Here is a 13,309-nt window from a genome sequence, read left to right as displayed (position 1 = left end):
GTGATGGCGGCACAGGCAGGCAGCGCGTTCGACGGCATGACGCTCGACCACACCGTGTTCTACGTCGGCGACGCGGACCGCGCGGCGGGCGAACTCGTCGACAAGTACGGGCTGGCGGTGCTCGGCACGACCGAGACGTCGTCGGTGCGCTCGGTCGCGGTGGGCGGCGGCGCCATCCGCCTGGTGTTCACCCAGGCCGTCGCCGACGACACCCCGGCCGCCGCGTACGTGAAGGTGCACGGCGACGGCGTGGCCGACCTCGCGCTGGGCGTCGCCGACGCGCGCGCCGCGTTCGCCGAGGCGGTGCGACGGGGGGCGCGCCCGGTGGCCGAGCCCGCCGAGACCGACGACGCGGTGGTCGCCACGATCATGGGCTTCGGCGACGTGGTGCACACCTTCGTCCAGCGCCCCGGCGGCACGCCCGGCGAGGGCCCGGGGACGACCAGCGGCCTGCGCGTGCTGGACCACTTCGCCGTCTGCCTGGAGGCGGGCAGCCTGGAGCCGACCGTGGAGTTCTACGAGGAGGTGCTGGACTTCCGGGTGGTCTTCGAGGAGAAGATCGTCGTCGGGGCGCAGGCCATGAACTCCAGGGTCGTGCAGAGCACGTCCGGCACGGTCACGCTCACCCTCATCGAACCGGACACCTCGCGCAAGCCGGGGCAGATAGACGACTTCCTCAAGAACCACGGCGGCGCGGGCGTGCAGCACATCGCCTTCGCCACCGACGGCATCGTGGACTCGGTCCGCCGGTTGCGCGCGCGGGGCGTGGAGACGCTCACCACGCCCGCCGCCTACTACGACCTGCTGTCGGACCGCCTCGAACTGACCCGGTACTCCAAGGACGAGTTGGCCGAGCTGAACCTGCTGGTCGACGAGGACCAGGACGGCAAGCTCTACCAGATCTTCGCCCGGTCCACCCACCCCCGGGGCACGTTCTTCTTCGAGATCATCGAGCGCGCCGGCGCGCACACCTTCGGCAGCGGCAACGTCAAAGCCCTCTACGAAGCCGTCGAGGCGGAACTCGGCAGGACCGCCCGCTGAGCGCGCGGGAGGACACGTCGATGGACCCCCTGCGCCTGGGTGACCTGCACGGCTCGTTGACCGACCCGGTGCTGACCGCCATGGAGTTCCTCAACGAGATCGCCAACCACCACCCGGACGCCGTGTCGTTCGCCCCCGGCCGGCCCTACGAGGAGTTCTTCGACGTCGAAGACCTCCACCGCTACCTGCGCGCCTTCCACCGCCACCTGGTCGAGGAGTCGGGCGGGGACGCCGCGCGGGCGCGCCGGACGCTGTTCCAGTACGGCCGCACGAAGGGCGTCGTCCACGAGCTGGTCGCCCGCAACCTGGCCGTGGACGAGGGCATCACCGCGGACCCGGAGTCCATCGTGGTGACGGTGGGCTGCCAGGAGGCGATGCTGCTCGTGCTGCGCGCCCTGCGCGCCGACCCCCGGGACGTGCTGCTGGCCGTGTCGCCGGTGTACGTGGGCATCACGGGCGCGGCCCGGCTGGTGGAGATGCCCGTGCTGCCGGTGCGCGACGGGCCGGCGGGCCTGGACCTGGACGACCTGGTGGCGCGGACCCGACGGGCCCGAGCCGACGGGCTCCGGCCGCGGGCCCTGTACGTGGTGCCCGACTTCGCCAACCCGTCCGGGGCCACGCTGGGCGTCGGGCTGCGGCGCGACCTGCTGCGCGTGGCCGCCGAGGAGGACCTGCTCCTGCTGGAGGACAACCCCTACCGCCTCTTCGGCGCCACCGACGACCGGCTGCCCACGCTGAAGGCGCTGGACGGCGAGCGGGTCGTCTACCTGGGCTCCTACGCGAAGACCGCGTTCCCCGGGGCACGCGTCGGCTACGTCGTGGCCGACCAGCAGGTCGACCTCGGCGACGGCCGGACCGCGCCGCTGGCCGACCAGCTCTCCCGGATCAAGAGCATGGTCACGGTCAACACCCCGCCGGTGAGCCAGGCGTTGATCGGCGGCCTGCTGCTGGAGCACGGGTTCGACCTGGCCAAGGCCAACCTCCGCGAGATCGAGGTCTACCGCCGCAACCGCGCGCAGGTGCTCGGGGGGCTCGCCGCCCGGATGCCCGACGCGGCGGAGCGGGGCGTGCGCTGGAACTCGCCGGCCGGCGGCTTCTTCATCACGCTGACCGTGCCGTTCCCGGTGGACGACCGGTTGCTCGACCACTCCGCCCGCGTGCACGGCGTGCTGTGGACCCCCATGCACCACTTCCACGGCGACGGCAGGCCGCTGCCGCACCTGCGGCTGTCGGTCAGCCTGCTGACGCCCGACCAGGTCGAACGCGGCCTGGACCGGTTGGTCGCGTTCATCGAGGAGCAGCTCGGCGGGCGCTGACGCCCCTGGTCCCGCGCCGGTCGCCGAGCAGCAGCCACCCGGTGGCGCAGCAGGCGACCAGCACGGGCCACGGCCACCCCGGGCCGAGCGACAGCAGGCCGGTGAACAGCACGGGCGCCACGACCATGGCCGCGCCCCAGGACATCTGGTGCGTGCCGAGGTAGCGCCCGCGCAGCCCGGGTGGCGCCAGCCTGACCGCGAACGCGGAGCTGGTGGGGGCGAACAGCAGCTCGGCCGCCGTGAACACGACCACCCCGAGGAACAGGGCGACCAGCGCGGCACCGGTGGGCAGGAACGCCGCCGCGCCCAGCAGCACCATCGAGGCCGCCCACACCGCGGCGGCCAACCGGAGCACCTCCACCTCGCCCCGTCCCTCGGTCCAACGCACCACGGGGCCCTGCGCCAGCACCACCAGCACCGTGTTCACGGTGAACAGCGCGCCCGGCAGCCAGGCGAGGCCGGGCAGCGCGAGCCCCACGTAGGCGGGCACCAGCAGGACGATCGCGTAGACGACGACCACGAAGAACCCGTTGGCGAGCACCAGGCGCTTGAACGGCCGGTCGCGCAGCACCACGCGGTAGCCGCCCTCCGGGCGCGGTTGCGCCGCCGCCCTGCCCCGGCCCGCGAGCGCCCGGGCCTTGGGCCACGTGCCGATGAGCACGCCGATCAGCAGGAAGCTCGCGGCGTTGGCCACCGCCAGGACCCGGTAGCCGTCGACGCCGAACCCGACCACCGAGGCGGCGACGACCGCGCCGAGCCCCAGGGCCGCGTTGCGGGTGGACCTGATGAGGGCGAACCAGCGGGGCTGCTGGTCCAGCCCGGCGAGGTCCACGACGAGCGCGCCCTGTGCCGGGAGCCAGGCCCCGTCAGCCCAGTAGACGAGCGCAGCCGCGAGGACGAGGTGCCACGGCTCGCTCACCCACAGGTAGGCGAGGAACCCGGTGGCGCGCAGCACGTTGCAGCCGACCACGACGGCCGTGGCGCCGAACCGGTCCACCAGCGGACCCGCCATCACCCCGGCCGGCACGCCCGCCAGCGCGGCCACCGAGAGGGCGGTGCCGATGGCGAGGAGCCCGAGGTCGGAGACGACCAGGAAGTAGGGGATGGTGAACGGCAGGAACAGCCCGCTGCCCAGGCTGTCCACGGCGGCCGAGATCCACAGCCGGTGGAGCCCGCGCATCCGGGGGAGCCCGAGCCGCTCCGCGCGGCGGGTGACCGTCATTGGCCGAATGATATGGCCGGATCAGCCCCGCGACAATGATAACGAATCGAAAAGACCATTCACTAGAATGGCCCGGAACACACTGCGTGGAGGTGTCCCGTGCTGGGAGAGAACGAGGATTCCGGCGAATTCGAGGTCGTCGTCAACCACGAGGAGCAGTATTCGATCTGGCCGGCCGACCGGCCGGTGCCGGACGGCTGGCGGACCGCCGGGCAGCGCGGCTCGAAGCAGCTCTGCCTGGAGTGGATCGACGCGAACTGGACCGACATGCGCCCCCTGAGCCTGCGCGAGGCCCTGCGCGGGGCCGAGGACCGGACTTGACGCCTCCGGTCGACGCGTGGTCGGGCGCACCGCCCCGCGTGCCGCTGATCACCACACCCACGCGGCTGCAACCGGTGGACGGCCCGGCCCCGCGCCAGGTGTTCGTCAAGCGCGACGACGAGAACTCCCCCGTGTTCGGCGGGTGCAAGACCCGGGCGCTGGAGTTCGTGCTCGGCGCCGCGCGCGCCGCCGGTGCCACGGCCGTCCTCACCGCGGGCACCGCGGGCTCCAACCACGTGGCCGCCACGTCCCTGCACGCGGGGCTCCTCGGCTTCCGGGTCACCGCCCTCGTGCTGCCGCAGGAGCCGAGCGCGCTCGTGGCGCGCAACCTGCGGCTGGCCGCCGGCGCGGGCGCGCGGCTGGAGCCGGTGCCCGCCGGCGTGTCGGTCCACCCGGACCGGGAGCGGCACCGCGTGGCGGTGGAGGAGCTGCGCGACCGGGGCGAGCGGGTGCACGTGATCCCCTTCGGCGGCGCGGACCCGGTGGCGGGCGTGGCGCACGCGCTGGCCGGCCTGGAACTGGCCGAGCAGGCCCGCGGGCTGCCCGGGCCGCTGCGGGTCTACCTGCCCGCCGCGTCGACGCTCACGGCGGCCGGGGTCGCCGCCGGACTGGCGCTGTCCGGCCTGCCGTTCCGGGTCACGGCCGTGGACGTGGTGGGCAGCTCCTCGACCACCGGTCCCGGGCTGCTGGGACGTGCCCGCGACGTGGCCGCCCTGCTCGGCGGCCCGGCCGACGCGGTGCGGCCGGAGCACGTCCGGCACGTCGGGTACGCGGGCGCCCCCTACGGCGTGCCCGACCCGGACGCGGAGCGCTCCGCCGGCCTGCTGCGCGACGCGGCGGGCGTGGAGGTGGACGAGTGCTACGGGGCCAAGGCGTTCCACCACCTGCTGACCGATGTGGACGATGTCGACGGCACGTACTTGTTCTGGCACACCGGCAACACACGGAAAGCTGAAAAGGAGGTTCTCGGCCCGGTCCACCCGGACCTCGCCTGCTACCTTGGGTGACCATGATCGGAATCGTGCGGCGATGCGGATTCGCCCTGGTCGTCCTGGTCACGTCAGCCGCCTGTGCCGGCGCCGAGCCCGTCGCGCCGCCGCTCGCCACATCGACGACGGCCGACGTGGTGGAGCGGTTCGCCCCGGTCGAGCGCCGCCCCGTCGCGGACGCCACCACCACCGTCCGCGAGGTCGCCGTCGGCGGGCGGACCCGCGCCTACCGCCTGCGCGCCTCGCCCGCGCCCGCGGGCGGCCCGGGCCGCCCGCTCGCGCTCGTGCTGCACGGCAAGGGCGGTTCCGCCGAGGAGATGGAGCAGCACAGCGGGTTGAACACCGCCGCAGACGCCTCGGGCGTGGTCCTGGCCTACCTGGAGGGCGTGGAGGAGGGCTGGAGCGCCTCGCCGGAACCCACCGAGCTGCGCCCGGACCCGGCCGCCGACGTGGACTTCGCCCGCGCGGTCGTGGACGAGTTGACCGGCACCGCGCACGTGGACCCCGACCACGTGTACGTGGTGGGGCTCTCCGAGGGCGGGATCATGGCGCTGCGCCTGGCCGCCGAACACCCGGACTGGTTCGCCGGCGCCGCATCCGTGGCGGGGCAACTGCCGGGTCCCCCGTCCGCGGTGCGGCCGACCGGTCCCGTCCCGGTGCTGTCGATCTACGGCGACGCCGACCCGCTGCGCCCGATCGACGGGCTCGTCGCCGCGTCCTCCGGCACGCCGGCGATCGGCAAGGAGCCGCCCAGGCCGACGATCTCCACCGCCGAGACCGCGGAGGCGTTCTGCCGCGCGGGTGACGCGGGCGAGCGGCGGCGCGAGGAGCTGCCGCCCACCGCTCCGCCGGACGGCACCTCGATCAGCCGGGACACCTGCACCAACCCCGACAGCGGCCTGCGCGTCGTGTCGATCACCGTGCACGGGGGCGGGCACACGTGGCCGGGCGGCACGTTCCCGTACCGGCAGGCCGTCGTCGGCGCCACCAGCCGGCAGCTGTCCGCCGCCGACACCGTCATCGACTTCCTGCTCGGCGGCTGAGCGCGTCACCAGGTGACCGGCAGCTCCACCGGCGAGCGCAGCAGCGAGCCCTGCCGCCACAGCACCTCCTCGGGGGGCACGGCCAGGCGCAGCCCGGGGAAGCGGGCCAGCAGCGAGGTGAGCGCGACCTGGAGCTCGCCCCTGGCCAGCTGGGCGCCCAGGCACACGTGCACCCCGCCGCCGAAGGCCAGGTGCGGGTTGTGCTCGCGTCCCAGGTCCAGCACGTCCGGGTCGTCGAACACCCGGTCGTCGCGGTTGGCCGAGTTGGTGCTGGCCACCACCGCCTCCCCGGCGCGCACCAGCACACCGCCCAGCTCGACGTCCTCGGTGGCGATCCTGGCGAACGCGCCGCCGGAGCCGAGCGGGATGAACCGCAGCAGCTCCTCCACGGCCGAGGGCACCAGCTCCGGCTCGTCCCGCAGCAGCGCCCACCGCTCCGGCCGCTCCAGCAACAGGTACACCGAGCAGGCGAACTGGCTCGCGGTCGACTCGTGCCCGCCGACCAGCAGTGTGATCCCGGTCTGCGTCAGCTCCTTGTCGGTGAGCCGGTCGTCGTCGTGCGCGGCCACCAGCGCGCTCATCAGGTCCTCGCCGGGCTCGCGCCGCCGCTGGTCGGCCAGCTCGCCCAGGTACTCCTCCAGCGCCGCCCGCGCCGCCACGACCTCCTCGCGAGTGTGCGCGGTGGTCGACAACACCGTGGCGGAGAAGTCCCGGAACCGGTAGTGGTCCTCGGTCGGCACGCCCAGCATCTGCGAGATGACCGACACCGGCAGCGGCAGCGCGAGGCTCGACACCAGGTCGGCCGGTGGCCCGGCCTGCTCGACCCGGTCGAGCAGGCCGTCCACGATCTCCTGGGTGCGCGGCCGGAACTCGCGGACCCGGCGGGAGGTGAACCCCCGCGCGATCAGCTTGCGCAGCCGGCTGTGCTCCGGAGGGTCCATGCTGAGCATCGACCCGGCGGGCGCGGCCTCGGGCGTCACCCGCGGCACCTCCTCCCGCCCGGCCGCGCGGGCCCGGCTGAACCGCGGGTCGCTGAGCACGGTCTTGACGTCCTCGTAGCGGGTGATCAGCCAGCAGTCCTCACCGTAGGGCAGCCGGACTCGGAGCGCGGGTTGCTCGGCGCGCAGCGGCGCGTAGCCGGGGTTCAGGTCCAGGCGCACGGGGTCGCCGAACGGGTAGGAGCGCGTGTCGGTTGTGGTCACGGGTCGTTCCTCTCCAGTGGTCCGCGCCGGATCACGGGCCGGTCGTGGCAAGTTCCGCCGCATAGGCGTGGGACAGGCTGGGCAGCCGGTAGCGGGTCTCACCGTCGGCGCCGGAGTCCGCGGGTTCCAGCAGGTGTGCGTCGACCAAGCGCTCCAGCACGTCGTCGGCCTCGGGCGTCGGGCAGCCCAGCAGCGCCGTGGCCGTCCAGGACGTCAGCTCCGGCGTGGGCAGCCCGCCGAGCGCCCGGTACAGGTTGGCGGCCACCGGGTCCAGGCAGCGGGCGCTGGAGGCGAGCCCGTCCCGCAGGTGCTGCCCGCAGCCACCGAGGCCGGACAGCCTGCGGCGCGGGCGGTTCAGCTCGCGGACCATCCTCGGCACCTCCCAGTGCGGTTTGCTGGCCAGGTGCGCGGCGGCCGCCAGCAGCGCGCCCGGCACCCGCCCGCACAGCTCCACCAGCTCGGCCACGGCGTCCGGGGCGCGCGCGGCCCGCTCCTCGCCGACGATGCCGCGCAGCAGCGCCACCGCCTCGCCGGGTTCGAGGCCGCCCAGCAGCAGCGGCACCGTTCCGCTGCGAGCCACCAGCTCACGCAGGGGGTTCCGGGACGTCACCAGCACCCGGCAGGTGGCGGTGTTCGGCAGCAGCGGCCACACCTGGGCCGCGTCGCGGGCGTCGTCCAGCACCAGCAGCATCCGACGGGCGGCCATCATGGTGCGGAACAGCGCGGGTCGTTCGGTGACCAGCGGCACCCGCTCAGGTGGCACGCCCAGGGCGTGCAGCAGGTACGCGAGCACGGCGCCGGGGTCGGCCGGCGGGCGGTGCGGGTCGTGCCCGCCCAGGTCCACGAACAGCTGGCCGTCCGGGAACAGGTCGGCGTGGCGGTGCGCCCACCACACCGCCAGGACGGTCTTGCCAACCCCGACGCCGCCGACCAGCAGCCCCAGCGGCGGCGCGCCCACCTGCCCGTCGGTGGCGGTCAGTCGGTCCAGGACCGCCAGCTCCCCGGTCCGCCCGACGAACGCGCGCGTCGCGGCGGGCAGCTGCGACGGCGGGCGCTCGACCACCGGGCGCTCCTCGTCGCGCAGGATGCGCTCGTGCAGCCGCCGCAGCTCCACCCCCGGCTCCAGGCCCAGCTCCTCGACCGAGCGGCACCGCAGCCGCGCGAACGTCTCCAGCGCCGCGGCCCGGTGGCCGGAGCGGTACTGGGCGACGATCAGCAGGCCGTACAGCCGGTCCCGCAGCGGGTATCGCTCGACCGCCGCCACGAGCCCGGCGACCAGCGGGCGGTGCTCGCCCAGTGCCAAGCGCAGCTCGACCTGCTCCTCGTAGACGACGAGCAGGTTCTCCTCCAGCTGCGCGGACATGTGCTCCGGCGCCGACCCGGTCACGTTCGCCAACACCGGTCCGCGGCGCAGCGCGAGCGCCGAGCCGTACAGCCGCACGGCCTCCACGTCCCGGCCCTGCCGAACCGCCGCCCTCGCCAGGGCCACCAGCTCGTCGAAGTCCAGGGTGTCCAGCCGGTGCCCGCCGGACCGCAGGACGTACCCGGGCGCGACGGTGCCGATCACCTCGTCTTCGACACCGCACGCGCGGAAAGCCTTGCGCAGCGCGGACACGCAGATCGCCACCTGCGTCCGGCTGCTCGACGGTGGCCGGGCGCCCCAGAGCGTCTCGGCCAGCGCGTCCACCGACACCACGCGGTCGGCGTTGAGCAGCAGCGTCGCCAGCACCGTCCGCTGACGCGGTCCCCCGACCTGGACGCGGCGACCTCGGGCCGTCACCTCCAGCGGACCCAGCAGCAGGAACTCCAGCTTCCCGTTCATCCCGTCCTTCGAACCCCGCGCTCCGGCACCGTGCGCGGTCCCCGCGGCGGTCAGGGCGCACCCGGCCCGGTCAGCGCCGTCGCGAGCCCGCGGGCCGCGCCGACGTCGGCGCACCCGGCGAGCAGCAGCGCCTGCGTGAACTCCGCGCGCAGCAGTTCCAGGACCCGCGCCACGCCGCGTTCGCCACCGACCGCGAGCCCCCACAGGACCGGACGGCCGAGCAGCACGCCGGTCGCGCCGAGCGCGAGGGCCCGCAGCACATCCACCCCGCCGCGGACGCCGCTGTCGAACAGCACCTCGCCCGCGCCCGCCACCGCCTCGACGACTCGCGGCAGGGCCACGGCGCTGGGCACCACGCCGTCGAGCTGCCGCCCGCCGTGGTTGGACACCACCACCGCCGACGCGCCCAGCTCGACGCACCTGGTGGCGTCGCGCGGGTCGAGCACGCCCTTCACCACCAAGGGGAGCCGCGTGCGCGTCCGCAACCACTCCACGTCACGCCAACCGAGCGCGGGGTCGAAGGCCGTGCTCGTGTGCTCGGCGACACCGGAGCCGACCTCGCGCCGCTCGTGCGCCCGGGTCACACCGCCGGAGAGGTGGGCGGCCCGGACGTCCGCCGGCAGGGAGAACCCGTTGCGCACGTCCCGCCGCCGGCGGCCCATCACCGGCACGTCCACGGTGATCACGAGCGCCCGGCACCCGGCCGCCTCGGCCCGTGCCACCAGTTCCTCGACCAGGCCGCGGTCGCGCAGCCAGTAGAGCTGGAACCACAGCGTCGCACCGGTCTTCGCGATCTCCTCGACCGCCCGGCTGCTCAACGTGCCCACGGTGAAGGGGACCCCGGCGGCGCCCGCCGCGGCAGCCGTCGCGACCTCACCCCCGGGGTGGGCGAGGCACTGGTACGCCATCGGGGCCACGGCCACGGGCAGCGCGGCCTCCGTGCCCACGAGCGAGGTGCCCGTGTCGGCCACCTCGACGCCCGCCAGCACCCTGGGGACCACGCCCACGCCGTCGAGCGCCGCGCGGTTGGCCGCCAACGTCACCTCGTCGCCGCTGCCGCCCGCGATGAAATCGCGCACGTCCCGGGGCAGCCGCGCAACAGCTGCCCGTTCCACGTCCGCCAGGTCCACCAGGTCTTCCAGGTCTTCCGCGCCGCCATCAGGGGAGTTGCGGACACCCATGGGTCGTGGCCTCCTGGCAGTCGGGCACACCATCTCACCACGCACCGGGAGACAGCGGAAAACATCGATTGAACGGCTCGGCCACACCGGACACCCCTATATCGGAGCCCCATTTCCGGCCAACAAATCGAACTTATCGGCAGCCGATAGGATTGTCAAGCCTTTCCATCGACTACGGCGACCAGGTGACGGGCCACCACAGAACGTGATACCGAACCTTTTCCAGCCATTCGGCGTAAATGACGAACCGGTCCGGCGAGCCGCTCGCCGGACATTAGAGCAGCAGAACTGGCAGGTCAACACCTTACCGGAAGATCAATGTGAAGTTCTGCAATACATTCGACAGCTCCCCGGCCGCGCGGTGCGACCCGGCCCGGACCGATCTTTCCGACCTGCCCGACACCAGACGACCCGGGCACGAAGCGCAGTCGAACCCGCCCGCAGGCGACCCGACGCATTGGACCACCCAGGTGATTCGAAAATCCCCTTGTCACGGTGCGCATTTATCGCTCCTCCGACTCGCGTGCGGTGCGCTTTCCGGCCCGCTCCCCCGACAGGCGCCCCAGGGGGCGGCTACCGCGGCGAGAGGCGGCAGCGGACGGGACTGGTCGCGTGCAGCGTCATGCCCTGGTCGAGGGAGACGTCGGTGTCCAGGCCCTCCAGTTCGAACTCCTGGAGCACCATGGCGAGGGCCTGCACGGCTTCGAGCATCGAGAAGTGCTCCCCGATGCACGCGCGGGGGCCGCGTCCGAACGGGAAGTACGCGTACCTCGGGCGAGCGGCCTCCTCCTCGGGGCGGAAGCGCTCCGGGTCGAACCGCTCGGGGTCCGCCCAGTAGGCGGGATGGCGGTGGGTCACCCACGGACTCACGAAGACGTCGGAGCCGGCCGGGATGCGATACCCCCCGATCTCGCTCTCGTCCACCGCCCTGCGCACGATGGACGGCACGGGCGGGTAGAGCCGCATCGCCTCCTTGAGCACCCGCGTCGTGTACGTGAGCTCGTCGAGGTCCGCGGTGCCGGGCGGACGACCGCCGAGCACGCGGTCGACCTCGGCCCGGGCCCGGGTCTGCACGTCGCGGTGGTGGGCCATCAGGTGCAGCGCGAAGGTCAGCGCGGTCGCGGTCGTCTCGTGGCCGGCCAGCAGGAAGATCAGGACCTGGTCCCGCACCTCAGAGGCCGCGAGCCGGTCCCCCGACTCGTCCCGGACGCGGGCGAGCAGCCCGAGGAGGTCGTCGCCCTCGTCGCGGCCGGCGGCGGAGCGCTCGGCGATGATGCGGTCGCACAGGTGGCGCATCCGCTGGTGGGCGGTCACGTACCCGCGGTCCCACGAGCGGGGCAGGTTGACCGGCGAGACCGTGCGCCGGGCCACGCTCCCGCTGATGACCGGGAAGCTGTCCCGCATGGTGCCGACCGCCTCTTCGACGTCGGCGCCGAACAGGATGCGGGCCACCACCCGCAGCGTGAGCCCGGTCGACTCGTCACGCAGGTCGACCACCCGGTCGGTCCGGTCCCGCCACCGGCGCAGGACGACGCTCACCTCCTCGCGCATGGCGTCGGCGTACTGGTCCACCCGGCGCCGGGTGAACAAGGGCTGGACCAGCCTGCGCTGCCGCCGGTAGGCGTCGTCCTGGCTGGTGAACAGGCCGTCGCCGAAGGACGCCCGGACTTCGACGTAGGTCTTGCTGTCCTTGCGGAAGTTCGCCGCGCCGGTCGCGAGCACCTGCTGGGCGCCCTCGGCGGAGAAGACGCCGTGGAGCGTCAGGCGCAGCCCGGGCGGTCCGGCGACGAACCGGACGACGTCCCCGCACTCCCGCATCCCCCGCAGCAGGACGCCCAAGGAGTCGCGGCGCAGGTCGAACAGTGAGCCGAACAGGCGTGAGCCCGTCGGCGAGGGCGCCAGAGTGGCCACAGGTCCTCCGCTGGTCGAGGTGATCGAGGTGGTCGTTCGTCGGTGTCCGCGGTCCGCCCACCGGTTCGGCGGGCGGGCGGTCAGGCGTCGGGGTCGGGCGTTGCGGTGCGCGGCCGGGCGCTGAGCGGGCGCTGATCGGTCCAGTGGCGCTCGACGTAGTCGAGGCAGGCAGCCCGGGTGTCGTCGGCGTGCACCACCTGCCAGCCCGAGGGCACGGGCAGGTCACCGGGCCACAGGGAGTGCTGCTGCTCGGCGTTCACCAGCACCGAGAAGGTGCGGTCGGAGTCGTCGAACGGGTTCATCGCGGGTCCTCCCGGGAAGGCCGGGTCACTTCCAACCGGGGAAGTACGGGTCGACGCGGAAGGCGGGCACGGATTCGGCGTTGGCGGGGTCCAGGGCGTTGAGCACGTGCAGCCAAGCTCGCTCGTTGTAGACGATGCCCGCGTGTTCGCACAGGTCTTCGGGGCACCCGTCCTGAAGCAGGATGTTGGTGACGTTGTCGCCCTTGAGGAAAGCCTTGTGGTACGGGGTGACGATCTGGTCGTGCTCGGTCATGATCACCGTGTACGTGGGGCCCGGCCGGGTGTCGCCCTTGCCGTAGATGGTTTCGATCATCTCCGAGTCCGGCGCGCCCTGGTCGCACAGCGGGAAGACCTTGCGTGCCATCAGGTGGTAGTAGCGGGGGAACGCGTTGCGCAGCACGTAGGTCAGGGTGCTGAACGACACGCCGTGGTTGGACGGGGCGATGGAGACCGCCTTGTCCACGTTGGTGTAGCCGTCGAGGACGTTGAGGTAGTACTGCATCAGCAGGCCGCCGCCGCCCGAGTGGCCGACCAGGTCGACCTTGTCGACGCCGGTGAGTTCCTTGATCCGCTCGACCTCCTCGGCGAGCTGGAGGCCGCTGACGGCCAGGTCGTCCACGCCGTTGCACGGCACCTCCAGCCGGCCCGCCCACCTCGGCCTGCCCCAGTTCATGGTGAACACGCAGAACCCGTGGTTGCGCAGGAAGGGCGCGCCCGCCTGGAAGTTGAACGACTGGTTGGACATGAAGGCGTGCAGGAGCAGCACCGGGCGAGGGCGCTCCTCGGTCGGCCCGAACAGGGGGTCGTTGGCGCCGGGCGGGGGCTTGCCGGGGGTCATGTAGGCCCGCACGCCCGCGCGCATGTCCCACGGCACCGGGAGCCGGCCGGGCTTGCGCACGCGGGTGGGCTCGGGTGCCTCGGTCGGCTCGGTGATGGACACAGGTGTGCCTCCTCGTTCG

12 protein-coding genes are annotated in these 13,309 nt (G+C 73.5%); 5 read left to right on the top strand and 7 right to left on the bottom strand.

What is annotated here, in order from left to right; translation table 11 throughout:
* Nucleotides 1–3 precede the first annotated feature (3 nt).
* Both hppD and ABD223_RS15705 read left to right on the top strand, forming a co-directional pair.
* Nucleotides 4–1,041, top strand: coding sequence for a 4-hydroxyphenylpyruvate dioxygenase (hppD, locus tag ABD223_RS15710; RefSeq protein WP_344036961.1), 1,038 nt, complete (start codon nucleotides 4–6; stop codon nucleotides 1,039–1,041).
* Nucleotides 1,042–1,061: 20 nt separating this feature from the next.
* Nucleotides 1,062–2,357 (top strand): aminotransferase-like domain-containing protein, encoded by a 1,296-nt coding sequence (locus ABD223_RS15705; RefSeq protein ID WP_344036960.1) that lies wholly within the window; start codon nucleotides 1,062–1,064, stop codon nucleotides 2,355–2,357.
* On the opposite strand, the gene ABD223_RS15700 is transcribed toward ABD223_RS15705, so the two are convergent.
* Complete coding sequence (locus ABD223_RS15700; RefSeq protein WP_344036959.1) at nucleotides 2,329–3,579, bottom strand: MFS transporter; 1,251 nt, start codon at nucleotides 3,577–3,579, stop codon at nucleotides 2,329–2,331. The genes ABD223_RS15705 and ABD223_RS15700 overlap by 29 nt on opposite strands.
* A 99-nt stretch (nucleotides 3,580–3,678) precedes the next feature.
* Between ABD223_RS15700 and ABD223_RS15695 the strand changes: the two genes are divergently transcribed.
* Genes ABD223_RS15695 through ABD223_RS15685 form a run of 3 tightly spaced genes read left to right on the top strand, consistent with a single transcriptional unit; the run spans nucleotide 3,679 to nucleotide 5,932 of the window.
* Nucleotides 3,679–3,900, top strand: coding sequence for an MbtH family protein (locus ABD223_RS15695; protein WP_344036958.1), 222 nt, complete (start codon nucleotides 3,679–3,681; stop codon nucleotides 3,898–3,900).
* Nucleotides 3,897–4,907 carry a pyridoxal-phosphate dependent enzyme gene (locus ABD223_RS15690; protein ID WP_344036957.1) on the top strand — a complete coding sequence of 337 codons (1,011 nt, stop codon included), beginning with the start codon at nucleotides 3,897–3,899 and terminating at the stop codon, nucleotides 4,905–4,907. Before ABD223_RS15695 ends, ABD223_RS15690 begins: the two co-directional genes overlap by 4 nt.
* A 14-nt stretch (nucleotides 4,908–4,921) precedes the next feature.
* Complete coding sequence (locus tag ABD223_RS15685) at nucleotides 4,922–5,932, top strand: CE1 family esterase (RefSeq protein WP_344036956.1); 1,011 nt, start codon at nucleotides 4,922–4,924, stop codon at nucleotides 5,930–5,932.
* A 5-nt stretch (nucleotides 5,933–5,937) separates the two neighbouring features.
* Here ABD223_RS15685 and ABD223_RS15680 read toward each other — a convergent pair whose 3' ends face one another.
* The 6 genes from ABD223_RS15680 to ABD223_RS15655 form a co-directional block, all read right to left on the bottom strand.
* Nucleotides 5,938–7,134, bottom strand: a complete 1,197-nt coding sequence (locus ABD223_RS15680; RefSeq protein ID WP_344036955.1) for a cytochrome P450 — start codon at nucleotides 7,132–7,134, stop codon at nucleotides 5,938–5,940.
* A gap of 31 nt (nucleotides 7,135–7,165) precedes the next feature.
* The gene (locus ABD223_RS15675) at nucleotides 7,166–8,956 is read right to left on the bottom strand and encodes an AfsR/SARP family transcriptional regulator (RefSeq protein WP_344036954.1); all 1,791 of its coding nucleotides are present in this window, start codon (nucleotides 8,954–8,956) and stop codon (nucleotides 7,166–7,168) included.
* Between the two features lie 50 nt (nucleotides 8,957–9,006).
* Nucleotides 9,007–10,137 carry an alpha-hydroxy acid oxidase gene (locus ABD223_RS15670; protein WP_344036953.1) on the bottom strand — a complete coding sequence of 377 codons (1,131 nt, stop codon included), beginning with the start codon at nucleotides 10,135–10,137 and terminating at the stop codon, nucleotides 9,007–9,009.
* A gap of 573 nt (nucleotides 10,138–10,710) precedes the next feature.
* Nucleotides 10,711–12,048 carry a cytochrome P450 gene (locus tag ABD223_RS15665; RefSeq protein ID WP_344036952.1) on the bottom strand — a complete coding sequence of 446 codons (1,338 nt, stop codon included), beginning with the start codon at nucleotides 12,046–12,048 and terminating at the stop codon, nucleotides 10,711–10,713.
* 80 nt (nucleotides 12,049–12,128) lie between these two features.
* Nucleotides 12,129–12,350, bottom strand: coding sequence for an MbtH family protein (locus ABD223_RS15660; protein ID WP_344036951.1), 222 nt, complete (start codon nucleotides 12,348–12,350; stop codon nucleotides 12,129–12,131).
* A gap of 25 nt (nucleotides 12,351–12,375) precedes the next feature.
* Nucleotides 12,376–13,290, bottom strand: a complete 915-nt coding sequence (locus ABD223_RS15655) for an esterase/lipase family protein (RefSeq protein WP_344036949.1) — start codon at nucleotides 13,288–13,290, stop codon at nucleotides 12,376–12,378.
* Nucleotides 13,291–13,309 lie beyond the last annotated feature (19 nt).

This window comes from Saccharothrix xinjiangensis (assembly GCF_039527585.1).
GTDB lineage: Bacteria > Actinomycetota > Actinomycetes > Mycobacteriales > Pseudonocardiaceae > Actinosynnema > Actinosynnema xinjiangensis.
Note: the sequence above shows the minus strand (reverse complement) of the source record. Positions and strands in the feature narration are given on the sequence as shown.